This window comes from Streptomyces sp. NPDC058371, assembly GCF_042723265.1.
GTDB lineage: Bacteria > Actinomycetota > Actinomycetes > Streptomycetales > Streptomycetaceae > Streptomyces.
Window position 1 is genome coordinate 272,950 of sequence record NZ_JBHXJC010000005.1, and the last position, 21,623, is coordinate 294,572.

Genomic DNA, 21,623 nt, shown 5'->3' on the forward strand with positions numbered 1-21,623 from the left:
AGGGCTTGAGCACTGACACCCGAGTACGTTCACCTCCTCACGAGCCAGCGTCTCCGGGGCCGGCGGAATTGAACACCGACACCCGCGTACGGTGCAGCGTCGGCGTCTCGATCTCGTCGAGCACCGCCACCGCGAGGTCCGCGTACGACAGCCACGCATCCGCGTCGGGCGCACGCTCGCCCCCGAGCCGGTACCGCCCGGTGCGCGGCGCGCCGACCTCCAGCCGGGCGGGCGGTGTGAGCATCACCCAGTCGACCCCCGCCCCGGCCTCACCCCCTCGCTCCGTCGCCTCCCGCAATCGCCGCAGCCCCGCCGCGTGCGCCAGCGCGAACGGCCGGATCTCCGCCGGGAACGCCGCCGGATCGTCCATCACCGCCCGCCCGTCCGCCCCGACGAGATGCGCGAACAGCCCCACGGCGACGAGCCGCCCCACTCCCGCGCCGGCGAGCCCGCCCAGCAGCGCGTCCGCCGCCTTGACGAAGAACTCCGGGTCGAGTGAGTCGAACCCCTGCTCAGGACCGCTGAAGGGCGACACCGCGTGCACCGCCGCGGCATGCCCGCCCACTACCTCGGCGACCGCCCCGGGATCGGTGACGTCCCCGCGCGCCACCGTCACGCCGTCGGCCCCCGGCTCCGGATACCGCCCCGGATCCCGCACCACGGCCGTGACGCGGTGTCCTCGCCGCCGCGCCTCGTCCGTCACCGCCCGCCCCGCGCGCCCACCCGCTCCGAACACGACGATCCCGGCCATGCCCAACCTCCCTGCCAGACAACGCATTTGACCCGCTGACCTGGACGGTATCCACGGGATACCGGTTACTTCAAAGATATCGGCGCTAGCCTCGGACGATGACCGAGCAGCCCCGGATCGAGCAGCCCCGCGCCGAGCCATCCGGCAGCAAGCCGTCCCGCAGCAAGCCGTCCCGCAGCGAGCCGTCCCGCACCGAGCCGTCCCGCACCGAGTCATCCGGCAGCGAGCCGTCTTGTGTGGAGTCGTCCCGCGCGGGATCTGCGTCTGCTGAGCTGCCATATACCGGGCTGCCTAATGCCCGGCTGCCGTATGCCCGGCTGCCGTGTGCCGAGTCGCCGGACGCCGAGTCTCCCGGGGTTGAGGCCCGCGGCCCCGAGGTGGGACGCGGGGAGCCGCGCCCCGGTCCGGCCGGGAGCCTGGACGCCGACATGTTCGACCCCCTGTGCCCGTCGGGAGCCATGCCCTTCCGGGTCGGTGACAAGTGGACCGGCATGGCGATCCGCTGCCTCGAAGCCGGTCCGCGCCGCTTCACCGAACTGCGTGTCCCCCTGCCCGTCATCACCCCCAAGGTCCTCAGCCAGACCCTCCGCGCGATGGAACGCGACGGCCTGATCACCCGCACGGCATACGACGAGAACCCGCCCCGCGTCGAATACGCCCTCACCCCTCTCGGTCACACCCTGATCCCCCTCCTCGATGCGGCCCGCGCCTGGAGCGCCGAGCATCTGCCACGCCTCCTCACCGCCCGCCGTACCCACGAGGCCGCGCCATGAGCGCGGCATCATGGGCTCTGTGCGACTCGAAGCGATCACCTGGGAACGTCTCGGCGACCTGCTCGCCGACCGGCTGCTCGACCTGAAGCCGGACGACGGCAGCCCCTGGCCGCGCATTGCCTTCGACGGGGCGCCGGCCGCCCGCCCCGGCGACCTCGCGCACAGCGTGTCCGAGGCGCTGCGCGTCCGCGGCCGGTCCTCGCTGGTCGTCGGCACGGACGGATTCCTGCGCCCCGCTTCTCTCCGGTTCGAGTACGGACACGAGGACGTGGAGGCGTACTACGACGGCTGGTTCGACACCGGCGCCCTGTGGCGCGAAGTCTTCGGCCCGCTCGAACCAGACGGCGACGGCCGCGTCCTGCCCGACCTCTGGGACCCGGTCACCGACCGCGCCACCCGCAGCCCCTACGTCCAACTCCCGCCCGGTGGACTGCTGTTGCTGCACGGCCCCCTCCTGTTGCGTCACTGGTTTCCCTTCGATCTGACGGTGCACGTCCTCCTCTCCCCGGGCGCCCTCCGCCGCCGCACCCCCGAGGGAGATCACTGGAACCTCCCCGCCTTCGAGCGTTACGAGGCCGAGGTGGACCCGGGCACCACGGCCGACGTCCTGGTCCGCGCCGACGACCCGCGTCACCCGGCGTGGAACGGTTGATCGCGAGCACTGAACCCAAAAGCGCTTTCCATGCACGTGCATGGAGTTAGTCTGTGTCCATGACGCTTCCCTCCGGCACTTCGGTCTCCTTCAACGACTCGGTCCGCGCCCTCCTCGACGGCAAGAACTTCGCCAGCGTCGCCACCCTCGGCCCCGGCGGTACTCCTCACAACTCGGTGGTCTGGATCAAACGCGAGGGCGACTCCGTGCTGTTCTCCTCGACGGAGGGCCGCCAGAAGGTGCGCAACCTCCAACGGGACCCCCGAGTCAGCCTCTCGATCTTCGAACTCGCCAACCCCTACACCTCGGTGGAGATCCGGGGCACCGCCGAGATCCTCCCCGACGAGAACAAGCGCCTCCCGCACGAGCTCTCCCACAAGTACCTCGGCATCGACCCTCCGGCGGAGAAGGACGAGGAGGTCCGCGTGATCATTCGCGTCGTCCCGCAGAAGATCGTCGGCTTTTCCGCCTGAGCCCCTGCGGCTTTTCGGCTGAGCCCCTGCGGGTTCTCGGCCTGAGCCCCTGCGGGTGCTTGGCCCGAGCCTCTGCGGCTTCTCGGTCTCAGTCCATGCGGCACGGGGGCCCGCAGCCCGTGCCGCTGGACTTCGGGGTGCGCATCCCCGGGGGCGCGGCGAGAATGAAGGGCGCCGGGACTAGCGGTGCCTTCCTGCGTCGCGCCGGCCGCCCGGCACCGGGAGGTATTTCATGACCACCGCCGGAGACATCATGCATCGTGGCGCCCAGTGGATTCCCGCCCACGAGACCCTGGACCGCGCGGCCCAGCTGATGCGCGAACTCAATGTCGGCGCGCTGCCCATCAGCGACGAGAACGAACGGCTCTGCGGCATCCTCACGGACCGCGACATCGTCATCGGCTGTGTGGCCATGGGACACGACCCGGCACGGATCACGGCCGGCGACATGGCCCAGGGCACACCGCGCTGGATCGAGGCCGACGCCGATGTGAGCGAGGTGCTCCACGAGATGCAGGGGCACCAGATCCGCCGGCTCCCCGTGATCGAGAACAAGCGGCTGGTCGGCATGATCAGCGAGGCCGACCTCGCCCAGCACCTGACGGACGACCAGCTCGCCGCCTGGGTCGAGAGCGTCTACGCGAAGAGCGCGACGCACTGACGTCGGCGACGGACCCGCTGACGCCCGCGTCCGCTCGGCCTTCTCCTCCGGACGCGGGTGTTCGCGCGCCTCACAGCCAGCCGTGGCGCCGGAAGCCCCGGTAGAGGATCAGACACGCCACGCTTGTCAGGCCCGCGACCAGGCCGTAGCCGTACCGCCAGTGCAGCTCCGGCATGTGGTCGAAATTCATGCCGTACACCCCGCAGACCATCGTCGGCACCGCGATGACCGCCGCCCAGGCCGTGATCTTGCGCATGTCCTCGTTCTGCGCGACCGTCACCTGCGCGAGGTGCGCCTGCAGAATCGAGTTCAGCAGTTCGTCGAACGCGGCTATCTGTTCCGTGACCCGCAACAGGTGGTCCGAGACGTCCCGGAAGTAGGCCTGTATCTCAGGGTCGACCACCCGGATCGGCCGGGTGGCGAGATCCAGCAGGGGTCGGGCCAGCGGGACCACGGCCCGCTTCAGTTCAAGGAGTTCACGCTTGAGCTGATAGATGCGCCCCGGGTCGGCGCGCGCGCCGTTCTCCGCGAAGACATCGGTCTCGACCTGGTCGATGTCCTCCTGCACGGCGTCGGTGACGGTGAGGTAGTCGTCGACCACGTGGTCCGCGATCGCGTGCAGCACCGCGGCCGGGCCCTTGGCCAGCTGTCGGGGGTCGGCCTCGAGTTCTTCCCGTAGCGGACCCAGGGAGCCGTGTCGCCCGTGCCGCACCGTGATCACGAAGTCGCGGCCGATGAACACCATGATCTCGCCGGTGTCCACCACCTCGCTGGTCGCCGTGAGTTCCTGGTGCTCGACGTAACAGACCGTCTTGAACACCGCGAACAGCGTTTCGCCGTACCGCTCCAGCTTCGGGCGCTGGTGGGCGTGCACCGCGTCCTCGACCGCCAGCGGGTGCAGGTCGAAGAGCTCGGCGAGGCCGGCGAACTCCTGGTCCGTCGGCTCGTGCAGCCCCAGCCAGACGAAACCGTCGTCGCGCTTGCGCACCTGCTCCACGGCGTCGACCAGATCGCTGCCGCCGGGAACTCTGGCGCCGTCCTTGTAGGTCACGCAGTTGACCACCGCCGAACCCAGCGGGGAGCGGGCGGGGTGACTCAGGTCGACGCGGGGGTGCCGTCGGGTCAGCCGCGCCACAGTGCGGAGGCCGCCGACTTTGCCGAGGCCTGTGACCTTCCGCAGATTCCCTGCCATGGACATCCGGATCTCCTCGCGTGGATCCCTTCGCGCCGTGCATTGCGCCTTGCCGCGGCCAGTCTGCCAGCATGAATCGGGCGCTGGGAAAGCCTGGGGGAACGGAACCCTCCGCTCCGTACGGCCGAACTGTGCGACGCCGGAGGGCGGCCCGGCGCCCTCGGCGCCCCGTCGGTCCGATGCCGGGCGCGCCACGGATCCGATGCGAGGGCATGCCTCGGATCGGGTGCGTCGACCAAGCCCGACAAGCCGGACAACTGGGATGATTCCCGCATGACGCGAACCGACGGGTATCTACTCGGCAACCGGCAGACCGAGGCGAGGCAGCGCTTCGACGCCTTCGCCCCTCTCTTCGACCCCACGACCTTCCGGCACATCGAGCGTTTCGGCATCGGGTCCGGCTGGCGCTGCTGGGAGGTCGGCGCCGGCGGCACCTCGGTGGTGTCGTGGCTGGCCAAGAAGGTCGGCCCGACCGGCCGGGTCCTCGCCACCGACATCGACACCTCGTGGGTGGCCTCGGTCGCGCGTCCGCCGGTCGAGGTCCGGGTCCACGACGTGGCCGCGGAGGAGCCGCCGGGGGAGGGCTTCGACCTGGTGCACGCACGGCTCGTGCTGGCCCAAGTCCCGGACCGCGAGCGGGCGTTGCGCTCGATGGTCAGGGCCTTGCGGCCCGGCGGCCGGCTCCTCGTCGAGGACACCGACCTCTCGCTCCAGCCGCACCTGTGCCCCGACGAGTACGGCCCCGAGCAGCAACTGGCGAACCGTCTGCGCAAGGGCTACCGCCACCTGCTCACCGAGCGCGGCGCGGATCTGTCGTACGGCCGCACGCTCCCGCGCCAGCTCCGCGAGGCGGGCCTGCGCCGCGTGGAGGCCGACGCCTACTTCCCCGTCTCCTCGGCCGCGTGTGCCGCACTGGAGACGGCGACGGTCCGTCAGATCCGCGATCAGCTCGTCGCCGCGGGCCGCGCCACGGACCAGGACATCGACCGTCACCTGGCCAACGTGGCCGCCGGAACCATGGATCTGGCCACGGCCCCGATGGTCTCGGCCTGGGGCCGCAAGGCGTAGAGGAGAACGGGCGGGGCCTCGCGCCGGCTGCTGTCCGGAGAGGCCCGCACGCCCATCGCCTCCCGAAGGGTGCCCCAGCCCATCGCCTCCCGAAGGCTGTCGCAGCCCATCGCCTTCCGAAGGCTGTCGCAGCCCATCGCCGTCCAAAGGGTGCCGCAGCCGAACGCCCACCGAAAGGGCAGCCCCGCGCCCCGCCCGCCGTCCGAAGAAACCCGCACCCTTCCGCCGTCCCCACGGCCCCCGTACTGCCCCCGTCCCGGAACAGAACCCACGCCGACTACCGCGCTCCATAGAGGCCGTCCCACTGTCCGACCGCCTCCGTCAGGAAGCCGTCGGCGGCCGCCCGCCCACCCGTTCCACCGCCTGCGCGCCCGCCCTGCACCCCTGCACTGCCGCGTCCTCCGGCTCGGTGCCCGCGAGCAGGGCGGCGAGGAACGCTCCGGTGAAGGCGTCACCGGCGCCGGTCGTGTCCCTCGGTGCGGCGGGCGCCGCGGGGACACGGGCCCCGATCTCGCCGGCCCGCGCGACGAGAGCTCCGTCGCCGCCCTGTTTGGCGACCACCAGGGGGACGTGGCGGCTCAACTTGGCGGCCGCGTCCGCCGCGTCGGGCAGCCCGGTCAGCAGACACGCCTCGTCGCGACTGGGCAGCAGTACGTCGACCCCCTCGGCGAGCGCGAGAAAGCGGTCCACGCCCAGCTCCGTGAGGAACCCGGCCGACGCCGGGTCCAGACTCACCGGCACGCCACGCGCGCGTGCCGACTCCAGGACGACCGCCACCAGTGCCCGGCTCGGCGCGGAGAAGAAGAGGTAGCCGGACAGATGCACCCGGCCGACCCCGTCCAGCAGCGAGGGCGACCAGTCGTCGGGAGCGAGCCGCAGAGACGCACCGCTGTCCGTGAGGAACGTGCGCTCGGCCGCGGCGCCCGTGTCCACCAGGCAGATCACGGTCCCCGTGGGCGCTTCCTGATCGACGACGAGACGGGGCCGGACACCGGAGGCGGCAAGCTCCCGCTCGTGCCACGCGGCCGCGTCCGAGCCCACCCGCCCGAGCAGCCGTACGTCCTCGCAGCCCCAGTAGGCCGCCCAACACGCCACGTTCGCGCCCGCGCCGCCCGGCAGGGTTCGGATGGCGGCGGCTGTGTCCGTGCCCGACGCGAGCGGACCGCGGTGCCGGGCGACGACGTCCGTGACGATGTCACCGACGACCAGCAGCGCGCCGGCAGCCGAGGCCGTACGAGCCCCGGCGCCTCGGGAAACGGTCCCGCGCGCGTGCACCTCGTGACGTACCCCATCGGCATCCGCGCGGTCGGGCGTCGTCACGCCCCCGCCCAGGCCGCCGCGATCCGTCCCGCGAGCCGGACATTGCCCCGTACCGCCGCCAGGTTGGCGCTCAGCGAGGCGCCGTCGGTGTGCCGCACCAGATAGTCGAGCAGGAACGGCGTGACCGCCTGCCCGGTCACCCCTTCCGCCTCGGCCGCGTGCAGCGCGTCGGCGAGCACGCGCGCGTGAAGCGCGGGATCGAGTTGCTCCTCCTCGGGAACGGGGTTGGCGACGATGAGGGCCGACTCCGGGCCGTCGAGGGCGTCCTGCGCGCGCATGACGTCCGCCACCTGGACCGGCGACTCCAGCGTCCAGTCCACCGGATGCCCCGAGTCGGACAGATAGAAGCCGGGGAAACGCCCGGTGCCGTACCCGGCCACCGCGACCCCCAGGGTCTCCAGACGTTGCAGGGTCGCGGGCACGTCCAGGATGGACTTGACGCCCGCGCACACCACCGTGATCCGGACGCGCGCCAGCAGCCCCAGGTCGGCCGACTCGTCCTGTGTCACCGTCCACTCCCGGTGCACCCCGCCGAGCCCGCCCGTGGCGAACACGCGCACGCCCGCGCGGGCCGCCAGCAGCGCTGTGGCCGACACGGTCGTCGCCCCGCTCGCGCCCGCCGCCACCGCGAGCGGCAGATCACGGTGTCCGAGCTTGCGGATCCCGTCCTCGTTCGCGACCCGCTCCAGCTGCTCCTTGTCCAGACCGACATGGGGCCGCCCGTCCAGCACGGCGATCGTCGCGGGTACGGCACCCTCCTGCCGTACGACGTCCTCGAGCTCCAGGGCCACCTGCAGATTGCGGGGGCGTGGCAGCCCGTGCGCGATGATCGTCGACTCCAGGGCCACCACCGGCCGGCGCGCGCCGAGCGCCTCCCGCACCTCTTCGGACACCACAACCACGTGCCTGTCTCCTGTCTGTCGGTCTTCCCTCATCCCTGGCGGGCGGCGCGTCCGGTCAAACCCTTGCGAGCTCCGCGATACACCACCAGCCTGGGTACATGACGGACAACGCGACACGTCTCGACCATGTCGTCCTCTGGGTCCGGGATCCGGTCTCCGCCGCCGACTTCTATGAGAAGGCGGTCGGCCTGGAACCCCTGAGGCTCCCCGAATTCGCTGCGGGAAAGGCCTCGTTTCCCTCGGTACGCCTCAATGCGGAGACCATTTTCGACCTGATGCCGCTCACCATGGCCGAGCACATGAGCATGGTCCCCGGAGCCGCCGAGAGTGCCGGCCACCCGGTCAACCACGTCTGCCTGTCGCTTCGGGAAGGCGATTTCGACGCGTTGCGTACGCGTCTGGAGGAGCGGTCGGTGCCCGTCTCGGACTTCTCGTACGACTCGTTCGGCGCCCGCGGACCGGCCAAGCGGAGCTTCTACTTCCGCGACCCGGACGGAAACGTCTTCGAAGCGCGGCACTACGAGTAGGGCTATCAGCACGAGCACGAGCACGAGCACGAGGAGGCGGACCGGCTGAACCCCGCCGTGAGGGCTGCGGCTAGGGTGCCGCCCATGACCACGAAGAACCAGGCCACCCCGTCCTTCGCCGTGCACATTCCCGACGCCGAGCTGGAGCCGGAGCCGCTCGACCCGGCCCAGGTCGTCTCCGGGACGCCGGTCGTGACGGGCAAGGTGCTCTGGGAGTCGGCCGACGGCAAGCAGTTGCGCGGCATCTGGCAGATCACCCCGGGCGTGGTGACCGACACGGAGGCCAACGAACTCTTCGTGGTCGTCAGCGGCCGAGCCACCGTCGAGGTCGAGGGCGGCGACGTCCTCGAGGTGGGACCCGGCGACGCGGCGATCCTGCGCGAGGGCGACCGCACGACCTGGACGGTCCACGAGACGCTCCGCAAGGCGTACCACATCAGCCTCTGACCCCCCGGTCGCCACATCAGCTTCTGACCCCCGGATCAACCTCGCCTCGCGGGCACCTGACCTGCTCGACCGGGAAGCCGCACGGGCCGCCTCAGAACAGCGGCTCCGGCAGCACCCCTTCCAGGGCCAGCAGCTTCCGTTTGGTCTCCAGGCCGCCCCCGAACCCTCCGATGCCGCCGTCGCTCTCGACGACCCGATGGCAGGGCACCACCACCGGCAGAGGATTCGACCCCATGGCCACACCCACGGCCTGCGCGGCGCCCGGCTGACCGACCCGGCCCGCCAGATCGCCGTAGCCGACGACCGCCCCGAACGGGACACCGGAGGCGAGCTCGCGCAGCACCTGACGGTTGAACCCGGAGATCAGGGACCAGTCCAGCGGCAGTTCGAAGGCCCGGCGCTCGCCCGCGAAGTACGCCGTCACCTGGCGTATCGCCTCCGCCAGCAGCGGGGAGCCGGGTGCTTCGACGGGCTCGGCGCCGAGCCGCGACGCGAGCCGTTCCAGCGCCTTGTCACGCACCGCGTCCGTGGCGTGGAACACGACGTTCACCAGGCCGTCGCGTGTCGCGGCCAGCAGCAGTGGACCGATGTCCGTGCCGACGGCGGTCCACACGACCTGCTGCTCGTACTGCCCGTGGCTGTCCATGCGGTCCACCGTACGGCGCACCAATGACAACGCCCGTGGCGTGGACACCCTCGGGCGTCCACGCCACGGGCCGGTCGGACCGGGCGAGGACCTCAGTACGCGCTGAGGGCCCGTCGCACCACGTCGGGCCGGTTGGTGATGACGCCGTCCACGTCGTAGCCGGCGACGCGCCGGGCCGCTGCCGTGTCGTTGACGGTCCAGGTGAGGATCTCCAACGGCTTGCCGTGCGGACCGTCGAAGGCATGGATCGCGGCGACGTAACCGGTGGAGATCGAGGTGTACGACGAGTTGATCTGGTCGGTGAACTCCGCGTACGTCGACAGGTCGGCGACCGACGGTGTGCCCAGGAGAGCGGTCTTCACTCCGGGACGCAGGTTGTGGACCGTGCGCACACTGGCCGGGCTGAAGCTCTGCACGATCAGCCGGTTCTTGAGGTGGTCGGCGTCCAGCCAGCCCGCGCTGTTCAGGAGCTTGAGGGTCTGGCGTTCGATCCCCGGATACAGCTCGGGGTTCTTGATCTCCATGACGAGCTTCTGGTGGTTGCGCGACACGCGGTCCATGTACTGCTTCAGCGTCGGCACGTGCGCGCCCGCGTAGCGCCGGGCGAACCAGCTGCCCGCGTCCAGACGTGAGATCTCCTTCGCGGTGAAGTCCTTGACCTTCCAGGGGGCACGGCGGGGATAGACCTCCTCGACATTGGTCGTACGCGTCAGCGTGTCGTCGTGGATGACGACGAGTACGCCGTCCTTGGTGCGCTGTACGTCGTTCTCGACCCAGCGGAAATCCATGTCGTCCGCCCTGTCGATGGCGGCCAGGGTGTTCTCCGGTGCGTACGCGGAGGCGCCGCGATGGGAGACGACCACCGGGCCGCCGCTGCCGGTCGCGGAGTGGGCCGGGGAAGAGGGGAGTATCACGACGGCGCCCCCGAGAAGCGCGGCGGTCGTGGCGGCGGCAACGCGCGCGTGCATACGTACTCCTCGCGTCGAGCGATCACAGACAGCACAAGAGTGACAGCAGAGGGTCAACAGCAGAGGGGTACAGGATGGCCACCGATTGAATGGAGTTGTCCAAATCCGTGCACACGGGCCCCACAACTGGGGCAAGGGCGTGTTTCTTTGCCGGAAAATCGTTCGACCATTCCGGTGGCAGTCATACTCTCTGCCTCGACCCTGGCCGTTGCGGCGGCCCCGGGGCGGGGGCAGTCCAGGGAGTTCCGGGCCACATCAGGGTGGGAAAGGCAGTCGCGCATGCAGGGCACCGTCGACGGCTTCAGCTACGGCCTCATCACCCCACTCGCGGCGTACCTCATGGCCTGCCTGGGCGGTGCGCTGGGTCTGCGCTGCACCACCAGATCGATGCTGGTGGCCCGCTCCTGGCGTGCGGGCTGGCTCGCGCTCGGCTCGGCGGCGATCGGCTCCGGCATATGGACCATGCACTTCGTCGCGATGATGGGGTTCACCGTCGAGGAGACCCCGGTCCATTACGACAAGGTGATGACGTTCGCGAGTCTCGGTGTCGCCATCGTCATGGTCGGCGTCGGGATCTTCATCGTCGGCTACCGGGGCGCGACCGGAACGGCACTCTTCACCGGAGGGACCCTCACCGGCCTCGGAGTCGCCTCGATGCACTACCTCGGGATGGCGGGCATGCGCCTCAACGGGAAGCTCGAGTACAACACCTTCACCGTGTCCGCCTCGGTCGTCATCGCGGTCGTCGCCGCCACCGCCGCCCTGTGGGCCGCCGGACAGGTGCGCGGCTTCCTCTGGAGCGTGGGCGCCAGCCTGATCATGGGACTCGCCGTCAGCGGCATGCACTACACCGGGATGGCCGCCCTCAGCGTCCATCTGCACGGCGCGACGAGCGCCCCCTCCGGCGATTCGCCCGCGGCCCTGCTCGCGCCCATGATGATCGGCCCGCTGGTCTTCCTGTGCCTCGCGGGCGTCGTCGTGATGTTCGACCCGCTGATGGTGATGGGCCGGCCCGACTGGTCGGCCGCCGAGACCCGGCCCGGAGTGCCGGCCCGCGCCGCCGTCCCGCACCCTCGCCAGCCGTCCCGGCGCCCCGCCCGGCACCCCGGGCACCGAGGCTCCCGCACCCCGCAGAACAGGTGATCAGGCCCGGTTGTCAGTGCCGGGTCGTACGGTTGATTCCATGCGGCCCGTTTCCAAGATCGAACGTTCGGTGGCGCCCTTCGAGGTCGTCAGCTCCTACCAGCCGAGCGGTGACCAGCCGACGGCCATCGCCGAGCTCGAAAAGCGCATCCGCGCAGGTGAGAAGGATGTCGTCCTGCTCGGTGCGACCGGCACCGGCAAGTCCGCCACCACCGCGTGGATGATCGAGAAGCTCCAGCGCCCCACGCTCGTGATGGCGCCGAACAAGACCCTGGCCGCTCAGCTGGCCAACGAGTTCCGCGAGCTGCTGCCCAACAACGCGGTCGAATACTTCGTCTCGTACTACGACTACTACCAGCCCGAGGCGTACGTCCCGCAGTCGGACACCTACATCGAGAAGGACTCCTCGATCAACGAGGAGGTCGAGCGCCTGCGCCACTCCGCGACCAACTCGCTGCTCACCCGCCGCGACGTCATCGTGGTCGCCTCGGTCTCCTGCATCTACGGCCTCGGTACGCCGCAGGAATACGTGGACCGGATGGTCACCCTCAAGGTCGGCAACGAGATCGACCGCGACGACCTGCTGCGCCGCTTCGTGGACATCCAGTACACGCGCAACGACGTGGCCTTCTCCCGCGGCACCTTCCGCGTCCGCGGCGACACCATCGAGATCTTCCCGGTCTACGAAGAGCTGGCCGTCCGCATCGAGATGTTTGGCGACGAGATCGAGGCCCTCTCCACACTCCACCCGCTCACCGGCGAGGTCATCAGCGACGACGACCAGCTCTACGTGTTCCCGGCGTCCCACTACGTGGCAGGCCCCGAGCGCATGGAGCGCGCCGTCAACGACATCGAGAAGGAGCTCGAGACCCGCCTCGCCGAGATGGACAAGCAGGGCAAGCTCCTGGAGGCCCAGCGCCTGCGGATGCGTACGACGTACGACCTGGAGATGCTCCGTCAGATCGGCTCCTGCTCCGGCGTGGAGAACTACTCGATGCACTTCGACGGCCGTGAACCCGGCTCCCCGCCGAACACGCTGCTCGACTACTTCCCGGACGACTTCCTGCTGGTCATCGACGAGTCGCACAACACCGTGCCGCAGATCGGCGCCATGTACGAGGGCGACGCGTCGCGCAAGCGCACCCTCGTCGACCACGGCTTCCGGCTGCCCTCCGCGCTGGACAACCGCCCGCTGAAGTGGGAGGAGTTCCAGGAGCGCGTCGGCCAGACGGTCTATCTGTCGGCCACCCCGGGCAAGTACGAGCTCTCCCGGGGCGACGGCTACGTCGAGCAGATCATCCGTCCCACCGGCCTGATCGACCCCGAGGTCGTGGTCAAGCCCACCGAGGGCCAGATCGACGACCTGGTGCACGAGATCCGCAAGCGCACCGAGAAGGACGAGCGCGTCCTAGTCACCACGCTCACCAAGAAGATGGCCGAGGACCTCACCGACTACTTCCTGGAGCTCGGCATCCAGGTGCGCTATCTGCACAGCGACGTCGACACCCTGCGCCGCGTCGAGCTGCTCCGTGAACTGCGCGCGGGAGAGTTCGACGTCCTCGTCGGCATCAACCTCCTCCGCGAGGGCCTCGACCTGCCCGAGGTCTCCCTGGTGGCGATCCTCGACGCCGACAAGGAAGGGTTCCTGCGGTCGGGCACGTCGCTCATCCAGACCATCGGCCGCGCGGCGCGCAACGTGTCCGGTCAGGTCCACATGTACGCGGACAGGATCACCCCGGCGATGGAGAAGGCCATCGAGGAGACCAACCGACGCCGGGAGAAGCAGGTCGCGTACAACGAGGAGCGGGGCATCGATCCTCAGCCTCTCCGCAAGAAGATCAACGACATCGTGGCGCAGATCGCCCGCGAGGACGTCGACACCGAACAGCTGCTCGGCTCGGGCTACCGCAAGTCGAAGGACGGCAAGGGCGCCAAGGCTCCGGTGCCCGCGCTCGGCAAGGCCGGCAAGGCGGCCAGGTCCGCCAAGGGCAAGGCCGGCGAGACCGTCCCCACCGACCGTCCCGCGGCCGAACTGGCCGGACAGATCGAGGAGATGACGGAGCGGATGCGGGCCGCCGCGGCCGATCTGCAGTTCGAGATCGCCGCACGGCTGCGCGACGAGGTGTCCGAGATGAAGAAGGAGCTCAGGCAGATGAGGGAGGGGGGTCTGGCCTGACGGCCGGCCGTCCGTCCGCGTGAGGGCCCGCCAAGGCGGGCCCTCGGTGCACGCGCTGTGTTGCAAGACCGACACAAAGTTCGTCCCAGGGTTCGGCGCTGTCAGTCCCGCTGCGTAGGGTTCTGGTCATCCGCGGACTCCGCGGCAACAGGGGACAGTTCGAGAGGGGATCAGCGCGTGACGGTCAACATGACCAAGGGTCAGGCCATCAGTCTGCAGAAGAACGACGGAGGCACCCTGACCGCGGTGCGTATGGGGCTCGGCTGGCAGGCCGCCCCCCGGCGTGGGCTGTTCGGCTCGCGCACCCGGGAGATCGACCTCGACGCCTCCGCCGTGCTGTTCGCGGACAAGCAGCCCGTCGACGTCGTGTTCTTCCGCCACCTCGTCAGCGACGACGGTTCCGTACGGCACACCGGTGACAACCTGGTCGGTGGCGTGGGCCAGGGCGGCGACGACGAGTCGATCGTCGTCGACCTGCAGCGCGTCCCGGTCCACATCGACCAGATCGTCTTCACCGTGAACTCGTTCACCGGACAGACGTTCCAGGAGGTGCAGGACGCCTTCTGCCGTCTGGTCGACGAGACCAACGGCCAGGAGCTCGCCCGTTACACGCTGGCGGGCGGCGGACAGTACACGGCCCAGATCATGGCGAAGGTGCACCGCGCGGGCACGGGCTGGCAGATGACCGCGCTCGGTACGCCGGCCAACGGCCGCACCTTCCAGGACCTGATGCCGGCGATCCTGCCGCACCTGTAGGCAGCCGGGCGCGCAGCACACGAAGCGACGTAGGGGGACAAGGCGATGACGGCCGAGCTGACCCGGGGGCAGAACCATCCGCTCTCCCAGGTCCGTCTTGAGGTTCGCGTTTCGGCCGGCAAGCCGATCGTGGCCGGGGCCACGCTCAGCGACGAGCAGGGCAAGGTCCGCGGTGTCGAGTGGGTGGCCCATCCGGGCTCACCCACCCTGCCCGGACTTGAGGTCTCCAAGCAGGCGGCGGCCAGTCACCGCCTCGCGTTCGACCTGGAGGCCCTGCCGGAGTCCGTGCACCGGGTCAGTGTGCTGCTGGCCCTGCCGGCCGGGGCCGGCGGCCCGGTCCGGTTCGGCGCCGTCGCCGCCCCCTTCGTCGCGGTCACCGGACTCGACGGTTCCGAGGTGGCCAGCTACACCCTCACCGGCCTGGACGCCGAGTCCGCGGTCGTCGCCCTGGAGCTCTACCGCAGACAGGGCGCCTGGAAAGTACGCGCGGTCGGCCAGGGATACGCGGGCGGCCTCGCCGAACTGCTCACCGACCAGGGCCTGCCCGAAGCCCGGCAGCTCGCGGGCAGCATCAACGAGGCGGTGGCCACGGGCCTGGCCCGCTCGGTGGCCGCACCCCCGCCCCGCGCGTCCGACGCGGACCGCTCGCGGCAGGCGGCCGCCTCCGGGCCGGGACCGGACCAGCCGTACGCCGGGCCCCAGGGCGCTTCCGGCGACGTATCCCCGCAGCAGACCCGCCCCGGGGTGCCGCAGCCCTCGTCCCCGTACGACGCGTCGGGCGCTGCCGCGGCGCAGGGAGGTCACTCCGGAGGGCTCGGCCTGCCGGATCCGTCCGCCGTCACCCAGCCCGCCGCGCCCGCCGCCGGTGGACCGGTCGACTACAGCCATCCGCACCGGCAGAGCGCCGCACCGCCGCCGCCTCCGCCGGTCGCACCTCCCACCCCGCCGGGTCGGCCGGCACAGCCCGTAGCGGGCGACGCGACCGGCTGGTCCATGGAGGAGCGCCTGTACAACCAGGTCTGGGGCATGTTCGAGGACTTGGCGCGCACGATGGCCGCGTATCGCAGTGCCGTCGACTTCGCCGACTCGCGGATGGAGCAGGAGCTCGACAAGGCGCTCTCCGACCCGCGCAGCCGGATCGGCGGCCAGGGCGACGCCGCGCGCGAGGCGGCCCAGGCCAAGCACGCCCAGCTGGTCGACCAGGCCAGGGCTGCGCTCGACCGGGACCTCGCGCAGCTCACCGCGGAGGCCGAGGTGGTCGAGCCCGCGCTGCCGCCCGCGTACGCGCGCTGGGACAGCCCGGTCTGGCAGGCGTACCGGGTGCCCATGGAGGTCCCGATGGCCCTGCGCCTGGGCGATCTCCATCTCCCCGAGAGCGAGGGACTGAGCATCCCGATGCTGGTCCGGCTGCCGCTGGAGCGCGGTCTGTGGATCGACAGCGGCCGCTCCTCCCTCGAGGATTCGCTCGCCGACCCGGACGCGTTGCGCCGGCTGGCCATGGACGCGGCGGTGGCGCATGCCGCGCGGCTGCTCGCGGCTCATCCGGCGGGTGACTTCACGGTGCACGTCATCGACGCGGCCGGTGCGGCCGCCGCTTCGCTCGCGCCGCTGGTGCAGTCAGGTGTGCTGGCCGGTCCGCCCGCCGTGGGCGCCGCGGGCGTGGCCGACGTCCTGAGCCGCCTCACGCAGCGCGTGGACCTGGTGCAGATGGCGGTGCGCGGTGGCGCGGCCGACGCCCTGCCGCCGGACCTCGACACGGCGCAGCAGCTGCTGATCGTCCATGACTTCCCGCACGGCTTCGACGACCGTGCCGTGACCCAGCTGCGCTATCTCGCGGACGAGGGGCCGTCCGTCGGAGTCCATCTGATGATGGTCGCGGACCGGGAGGAGGCGGCTGCCTACGGGCCGCTGCTGGATCCCCTCTGGCGCTCGCTCCTGCGGCTCACGCCGGTGCCCGACGACCACCTCGCCGACCCGTGGGTCGGTCATGCCTGGACCTACGAGCCCTCGCTCGTGCCGCCCGGCAGCCAGGTGCTCCAGCAGGTGCTGGCGCAGGTGGCGGCAGCACGCCGCTCCTGGAACCGCTGAGCCCGCCGAGGGCATTGCCAAGCATTCGCAAAGAACCCTGACCTGTGCACTTGGGCTTCCTTTTACCAATCTCTTTACCTTTCCTTGGTGATTCGGGTACTGTCTTCCGTACGGAGGGGAGTACTCCCTACCAACTGCGGCGTACCCGTCAATACGGATCAGGCCAGATCCCGGGGCGCCGGCCCGCAGGCGTCGGACGCGGCACGCGTCCTCCTCGCCTCGGGTGGAAGAGACCTCCGGTAGCGACGACGCTGAAATCTGCCGTTACGTACTGCCGGAGGCGCAGTGAATGTTTCCCTGACCCTGTGGGTCCTGACCATCGTGGGTCTTGCCGCACTGATCGCGGTCGACTTCTTCATCGGGCGCAAGCCCCACGACGTATCGATCAAGGAAGCCGGCATCTGGACGGTGGTCTGGATCGCCCTGGCCGGCCTGTTCGGACTCGGGCTGCTCGTCTTCTCCGGCGGTGAGCCCTCCGGAGAGTTCTTCGCCGGCTTCATCACCGAGAAATCGCTGAGCGTCGACAACCTCTTCGTCTTCGTCCTGATCATGGCAAAGTTCGCGGTGCCCTCGCAGTACCAGCAGCGGGTGCTGCTGGTCGGTGTGCTCATCGCCCTCGTCCTGCGCGCGATATTCATCGCCGCGGGAGCCGCGATCATCGCGAGCTTCGCGTGGGTCTTCTACATCTTCGGCGCGTTCCTCATCTACACCGCCTGGAAGCTGATCCAGGAGGCCCGGGCCGACGAGGACGACGAGGAGTTCGAGGAGAACCGGCTGCTCAAGGCGGCTGAGCGACGCTTCGGCGTGGCCGACCGCTACCACGGCACCAAGCTGTGGATCCGGCAGAACGGCAAGCGCGTCATGACGCCGATGCTGGTCGTCATGCTCGCGATCGGCACCACCGACGTGCTCTTCGCACTCGACTCGATCCCCGCGATCTTCGGTCTGACGCAGGACCCGTACATCGTCTTCACGGCCAACGCGTTCGCGCTGATGGGTCTGCGCCAGCTGTACTTCCTGATCGGTGGCCTGCTGCGGAAGCTGGTCCACCTCAGCTACGGCCTGTCCGTCATCCTCGGCTTCATCGGCATCAAGCTGGTCCTGCACGCGCTGCACGAGTCCGGCGTCCATGTTCCCGAGATATCCATCCCGGTCTCGCTCGGTGTCATCTGCGGGGTCCTGGTCATCACCACGATCACCAGCCTGATCGCCTCCAGGAAGCAGGCGGCGGCGGAGGCCCGGAAGGCTGCGGAGCTGCCCAAGGACAGCATTGACGTCTGACGGCGCCGGCGACGGAAGTCGTCAGAGGACCACCTCTCGGGGGCGGTGTCCGGTGAACTGCCGGCCACTGCTCCCGGCCGCGGCTCGCGTTCGGAGCATGTCCCCAAGGAGCGCGAGTCCGGCGCTTCTCGGAGCGTGTGCCCGGGCCGGGTTCGTCGCGGAGGCCCCACGGTGGATCCCACGTCACCGAGTGCGGCGTCCGTGTACGTCTGCGACGATCGCTGCATGATCGTTCGGCTCCGGTCACTCGCGACGCAGTGGACGACCGTGGTGCCGGCGGTCGCGATCGTCCTGCTGGCCTTCACCTGGGGGCGCGATCTGCCGGGCGCCGTCGTGGCGCTGGTGACGGTGGTCCTCGCCGGATCGGTCCTGGCCGCGGTCCACCACGCCGAAGTGATCGCGCACCGCGTAGGCGAACCCTTCGGGTCCCTGGTCCTCGCTGTCGCGGTGACGATCATCGAGGTCGCGCTGATCGTCACCCTGATGGTGGACGGCGGCGACAAGAGCTCCACCCTCGCCCGGGACACGGTGTTCGCAGCCGTGATGATCACGTGCAACGGCATCGTCGGCCTGTGCCTGCTCGTCGCCTCGTTGCGTCACGGCCTCGCGGTCTTCAACGCGGAGGGCACCGGCGCCGCTCTCGCGACGGTCGCGACGCTGGCCACGCTCAGCCTGGTGCTGCCGACGTTCACCACCAGCAGGCCGGGGCCGGAGTTCTCCACTGCACAGCTCACCTTCGCCGCGCTGGCCTCGCTGATCCTGTACGGCCTGTTCGTCGCGACCCAGACCGTGCGGCATCGTGACTACTTCCTCCCGATCACCCGGCAGGGCGAGGTCATCGACGTGGACGACCACGCCGACGCCCCCTCCGCCCGTACGGCTGCCATCAGTCTCGGACTGCTCGGCCTGGCCCTCGTCGGCGTGGTCGGTCTCGCCAAGGGCGTGTCGCCCACGATCGAGTCGGGAGTGGAGGCGGCCGGGATGCCGCAGGCCGTGGTCGGCGTGATCATCGCGCTGCTCGTGCTGCTCCCCGAGACCATCGCCGCGTTGCGCTCGGCCCGCCGCGACCGGGTGCAGACCAGCCTCAACCTCGCTCTCGGCTCGGCGATGGCCAGCATCGGCCTGACCATCCCCGCCGTCGCCCTGGCGACCGTGTGGCTCTCCGGACCGCTCGTACTCGGCCTCGACTCGCTCCACATGGTGCTGTTGGCGCTGACCGTCGTGGTGAGTTCCCTGACCGTCGTGCCCGGCCGCGCCACCCCGCTCCAGGGAGGCGTGCACCTGGTGCTCTTCGCGGCCTATCTGGAACTGGCGATCAACCCCTAGGACAGGTCCCCGCGGTCAGTCGGCGGCCGGTACGACGGCCAGCCGGGGCACCGGCCGCGTCTCAGGCAACAGCACGAAGCACCCCAGGCTCAGCAGGGCGATGACGGTCAGATACGCGGCCACACCCCAGGGGACGCCCTCTCCCTGAGACACCGCCGTCGCCACGATCGGGGTCAGGGCGCCCCCGAGCACACCGCCGAGGTTGTAGCCGACCGCCGCGCCGGTGCAGCGCACGCGAGGCTCGTACAACTCCGGCAGATACGCGGCGATCACGGCGAACATCGTGATGAACGCCAGGAGCGCGACCAGGAACCCGAGGAACATCAGCAGCGGTTCGCCGGTCGACAGCAGGGCGACCATCGGGAACATCCACACCGCGGCAGCGGCACAGCCCACCAGGCACAGCGGGCGCCGTCCGTAGCGGTCGCCGAGGAGCGCCATCAGCGGGGTCAGGGAGCCTTTCACGACGACCGCGGCCATGATGCAGGACAGCATGACCGTACGGCTCACCCCGAGCCGTTCGACGCCGTAGGCGAGCGCCCAGGTCGTCACCGCGTAGAACACCGCGTATCCGACCGCGAGCCCGCCGGCCGTCAGCAGAACGAGCCGCCAGTGCCCGCGCACCACCTCGGCGAGCGGCACGCGCGCGTGCTCCCGCAGTTCGAGAAAGCTAGGGCTCTCCGCGAGCGAACTGCGCAGCCACAGCCCCGCCAGCGCGAGCACGCCCGCCGCCCAGAAGGGCACCCGCCAGCCCCAGGCCGCGAACTGCGCGTCGGACAGGGTCGCCGACAGCGCCAGCATCACGCCGTTGGCCAGCACGAACCCCAGCGCCGGGCCGATCTGCGGGAAGCTCGACCACAGCCCCCGCCGCTCCGCGGGCGCGTGTTCCGCGGTCAGCAGCACCGCCCCGCCCCACTCGCCGCCGAGCCCGAACCCCTGCAGAAAACGCAGGACCAGCAGGAGCACGGGAGCGGCGACGCCGATCGACTCGTACGTCGGTACGCAGCCGACGGCGACCGTCGCCGCGCCGGTCAGCAACAGTGAGGCGACGAGGACCGGCCGGCGCCCGCGCCGGTCCCCGATGTGCCCGAAGAGCACCGAGCCGAGCGGCCGTGCGACGAAGCCGACGGCGAACGTCCCGAACGCCGCCAGGGTCCCGGCCAGGGGCGAGAACGTCGGGAAGAACAGCGGACCGAGGACCAGGGCGGCCGCGGTCCCGTAGACGAAGAAGTCGTAGAACTCGATGGCCGTCCCGGCGAGGGAGGCGGCCGCGAGCCGGAGCATGGAGGGCGCCCTTACGGAGCGTACGTCGTGCATGCCGCGTCAACTACCCACAGTGACCGGCGGTTACGGGGGCGCGCGGAGGTCCATCGATCGTCAGTAGGTGACCGTGATGCGCCGCGCGGGACCGTCGACGCGAATCGTGCCTCCATAGGGGATGACGATTTGCGGATCGGTGTGACTGAAGTCCACATCGAAGACGACCATCATGTCCGGGGCATACATGTCGACCGCTCTGAGTACCGCTTGCCGCTGGTCCTGCGCGTAACGGGCCTTCGCGGCGGCGTCGTTGGGCTGTGCGAAGGACCAGGCCTTCGCGCGGCCCATCAGCAGGGCGGGAAAACGCTGGAGCAGCCCGCGTTCTCCCATGCTGCGCAGGATCCAGAAGACGTCGTCGGCCTTCGGCATGTCCTCCGAGGTCTCCAGGAACAGCACGTGGCCGTCGTACACGGAGGTATCCCGGGAAACCTCGCGGTCGGCCATCAGCAGCCAGGACAGGATCTCGATGTTGCCGCCCCAGGAGCGGGCCTCGACCACGCGGTCCGGGCGGTGCCAGGCCCAGCCGGTGCCCGGTTCCATCGGAGGTTCGTGGTCGAAGGTCGCCGGGTCGTCCCAGGGGTCGTTGACGTCACCGAAGTGGTCGGCGGCACGCAGTTCGTAGGGTCCCGAGGTGAAGAGGGCGGCGCGCAGCGACTCTGCGGTCAGCGGGTGCATGGCGCCGGGCCGGCCGAGTTCGCACATCACGGTCGCGCCGTGATAGCCGACGATTCCCGTGTTCCACAGATACGCGAGCAGGTTGGTGTTGTCGCTCATGCCGAAGAACGGCTTCGGGTGGGCACGCAGCAACTCCCGGTCCAGCAGCGGCAGCACGGTGATCTGGTCGGCGCCGCCGATCGACGCGATGACCGCCTTGACGGACGGATCGGCGAACGCCGCGTGGATGTCGTCGGCGCGCTCCTGCGGGGTCGAACCCACCTTCCGGGTCGCCGGATACTCGACCGGTTCGAGGCCGAACTCCTTGCGGAGCCGTTCCAGGCCCAGCTCGTAGGGGAGTGGGAAGAGCCCGGGAAGCGCGGCAGACGGCGAGATCACGGCTATCCGGTCCCCGGGCGCCGGCTTCGGAGGGTAGGAAGGCGTTGTCATGGCGTGAGGGTACGGGGCGTCACCCGTGAACTGCACCGTGATAAACCGG

The 21,623-nt window shown here is 70.3% G+C and carries 21 protein-coding genes; 13 read left to right on the forward strand and 8 right to left on the reverse strand.

Annotated features, from left to right (window positions below; translation table 11 throughout):
* Window positions 1-37: 37 nt before the first annotated feature.
* Window positions 38-751, reverse strand: a complete 714-nt coding sequence (locus tag ACFWM2_RS18515; RefSeq protein ID WP_383280436.1) for an NAD(P)-dependent oxidoreductase — start codon at window positions 749-751, stop codon at window positions 38-40.
* A gap of 98 nt (window positions 752-849) precedes the next feature.
* On the opposite strand from ACFWM2_RS18515, the gene ACFWM2_RS18520 reads away from it, so the two are divergent.
* From ACFWM2_RS18520 to ACFWM2_RS18535, 4 genes are all read left to right on the forward strand, one after another.
* On the forward strand, window positions 850-1,524 hold the full coding sequence (locus ACFWM2_RS18520) for a winged helix-turn-helix transcriptional regulator (RefSeq protein WP_383280439.1): 675 nt from the start codon (window positions 850-852) through the stop codon (window positions 1,522-1,524).
* A 10-nt stretch (window positions 1,525-1,534) separates the two neighbouring features.
* The gene (locus tag ACFWM2_RS18525; protein WP_383280442.1) at window positions 1,535-2,176 is read left to right on the forward strand and encodes a uridine kinase; all 642 of its coding nucleotides are present in this window, start codon (window positions 1,535-1,537) and stop codon (window positions 2,174-2,176) included.
* 59 nt (window positions 2,177-2,235) lie between these two features.
* Entirely contained in the window at window positions 2,236-2,649 is a 414-nt protein-coding gene (locus tag ACFWM2_RS18530) for a PPOX class F420-dependent oxidoreductase (RefSeq protein WP_383280445.1), read from the forward strand.
* A gap of 232 nt (window positions 2,650-2,881) precedes the next feature.
* Window positions 2,882-3,310 carry a CBS domain-containing protein gene (locus tag ACFWM2_RS18535; protein WP_383280448.1) on the forward strand — a complete coding sequence of 143 codons (429 nt, stop codon included), beginning with the start codon at window positions 2,882-2,884 and terminating at the stop codon, window positions 3,308-3,310.
* Between the two features lie 70 nt (window positions 3,311-3,380).
* Here ACFWM2_RS18535 and ACFWM2_RS18540 read toward each other — a convergent pair whose 3' ends face one another.
* The gene (locus ACFWM2_RS18540; protein ID WP_383280450.1) at window positions 3,381-4,508 is read right to left on the reverse strand and encodes a magnesium and cobalt transport protein CorA; all 1,128 of its coding nucleotides are present in this window, start codon (window positions 4,506-4,508) and stop codon (window positions 3,381-3,383) included.
* Window positions 4,509-4,775: 267 nt separating this feature from the next.
* Here ACFWM2_RS18540 and ACFWM2_RS18545 point away from each other — a divergent pair, with 267 nt between their 5' ends.
* Window positions 4,776-5,570 (forward strand): methyltransferase domain-containing protein, encoded by a 795-nt coding sequence (locus ACFWM2_RS18545; protein WP_383280453.1) that lies wholly within the window; start codon window positions 4,776-4,778, stop codon window positions 5,568-5,570.
* Between the two features lie 321 nt (window positions 5,571-5,891).
* On the opposite strand, the gene ACFWM2_RS18550 is transcribed toward ACFWM2_RS18545, so the two are convergent.
* Both ACFWM2_RS18550 and ACFWM2_RS18555 read right to left on the reverse strand, forming a co-directional pair.
* A complete protein-coding gene (locus ACFWM2_RS18550) occupies window positions 5,892-6,845 on the reverse strand; it encodes a carbohydrate kinase family protein (protein WP_383281098.1) in 954 nt (317 codons plus the stop codon).
* 41 nt (window positions 6,846-6,886) lie between these two features.
* Window positions 6,887-7,792, reverse strand: coding sequence for a pseudouridine-5'-phosphate glycosidase (locus ACFWM2_RS18555; RefSeq protein ID WP_383280456.1), 906 nt, complete (start codon window positions 7,790-7,792; stop codon window positions 6,887-6,889).
* Between the two features lie 98 nt (window positions 7,793-7,890).
* Between ACFWM2_RS18555 and ACFWM2_RS18560 the strand changes: the two genes are divergently transcribed.
* Together ACFWM2_RS18560 and ACFWM2_RS18565 are read left to right on the forward strand one after the other, a co-directional pair.
* Complete coding sequence (locus tag ACFWM2_RS18560; protein ID WP_383280459.1) at window positions 7,891-8,319, forward strand: VOC family protein; 429 nt, start codon at window positions 7,891-7,893, stop codon at window positions 8,317-8,319.
* An 84-nt stretch (window positions 8,320-8,403) separates the two neighbouring features.
* On the forward strand, window positions 8,404-8,766 hold the full coding sequence (locus ACFWM2_RS18565) for a cupin domain-containing protein (RefSeq protein ID WP_383280462.1): 363 nt from the start codon (window positions 8,404-8,406) through the stop codon (window positions 8,764-8,766).
* A gap of 91 nt (window positions 8,767-8,857) precedes the next feature.
* Here the strand turns inward: ACFWM2_RS18565 and ACFWM2_RS18570 are convergent, their stop codons facing one another.
* Both ACFWM2_RS18570 and ACFWM2_RS18575 read right to left on the reverse strand, forming a co-directional pair.
* Window positions 8,858-9,412 carry a methylated-DNA--[protein]-cysteine S-methyltransferase gene (locus ACFWM2_RS18570; RefSeq protein WP_383280465.1) on the reverse strand — a complete coding sequence of 185 codons (555 nt, stop codon included), beginning with the start codon at window positions 9,410-9,412 and terminating at the stop codon, window positions 8,858-8,860.
* A 92-nt stretch (window positions 9,413-9,504) separates the two neighbouring features.
* A complete protein-coding gene (locus ACFWM2_RS18575; protein ID WP_383280468.1) occupies window positions 9,505-10,380 on the reverse strand; it encodes a glycerophosphodiester phosphodiesterase in 876 nt (291 codons plus the stop codon).
* Window positions 10,381-10,659: 279 nt separating this feature from the next.
* On the opposite strand from ACFWM2_RS18575, the gene ACFWM2_RS18580 reads away from it, so the two are divergent.
* The 6 genes from ACFWM2_RS18580 to ACFWM2_RS18605 all read left to right on the forward strand — a co-directional run bounded on the left by ACFWM2_RS18580 (window position 10,660) and on the right by ACFWM2_RS18605 (window position 19,150).
* Entirely contained in the window at window positions 10,660-11,523 is an 864-nt protein-coding gene (locus ACFWM2_RS18580; RefSeq protein WP_383280471.1) for an MHYT domain-containing protein, read from the forward strand.
* Window positions 11,524-11,563: 40 nt separating this feature from the next.
* A complete protein-coding gene (uvrB, locus tag ACFWM2_RS18585) occupies window positions 11,564-13,699 on the forward strand; it encodes an excinuclease ABC subunit UvrB (protein WP_383280475.1) in 2,136 nt (711 codons plus the stop codon).
* Between the two features lie 177 nt (window positions 13,700-13,876).
* A complete protein-coding gene (locus tag ACFWM2_RS18590) occupies window positions 13,877-14,455 on the forward strand; it encodes a TerD family protein (protein WP_383280478.1) in 579 nt (192 codons plus the stop codon).
* Window positions 14,456-14,500: 45 nt separating this feature from the next.
* The gene (locus ACFWM2_RS18595) at window positions 14,501-16,543 is read left to right on the forward strand and encodes a TerD family protein (RefSeq protein ID WP_383280481.1); all 2,043 of its coding nucleotides are present in this window, start codon (window positions 14,501-14,503) and stop codon (window positions 16,541-16,543) included.
* Between the two features lie 285 nt (window positions 16,544-16,828).
* Window positions 16,829-17,824, forward strand: coding sequence for a TerC/Alx family metal homeostasis membrane protein (locus ACFWM2_RS18600; protein ID WP_383280484.1), 996 nt, complete (start codon window positions 16,829-16,831; stop codon window positions 17,822-17,824).
* A gap of 225 nt (window positions 17,825-18,049) precedes the next feature.
* Window positions 18,050-19,150, forward strand: a complete 1,101-nt coding sequence (locus ACFWM2_RS18605; protein ID WP_383280487.1) for a calcium:proton antiporter — start codon at window positions 18,050-18,052, stop codon at window positions 19,148-19,150.
* A 15-nt stretch (window positions 19,151-19,165) separates the two neighbouring features.
* On the opposite strand, the gene ACFWM2_RS18610 is transcribed toward ACFWM2_RS18605, so the two are convergent.
* Together ACFWM2_RS18610 and ACFWM2_RS18615 are read right to left on the reverse strand one after the other, a co-directional pair.
* Window positions 19,166-20,467 (reverse strand): MFS transporter, encoded by a 1,302-nt coding sequence (locus ACFWM2_RS18610; protein ID WP_383280490.1) that lies wholly within the window; start codon window positions 20,465-20,467, stop codon window positions 19,166-19,168.
* 60 nt (window positions 20,468-20,527) lie between these two features.
* Window positions 20,528-21,574, reverse strand: a complete 1,047-nt coding sequence (locus ACFWM2_RS18615; RefSeq protein ID WP_383280493.1) for a S66 peptidase family protein — start codon at window positions 21,572-21,574, stop codon at window positions 20,528-20,530.
* Window positions 21,575-21,623 lie beyond the last annotated feature (49 nt).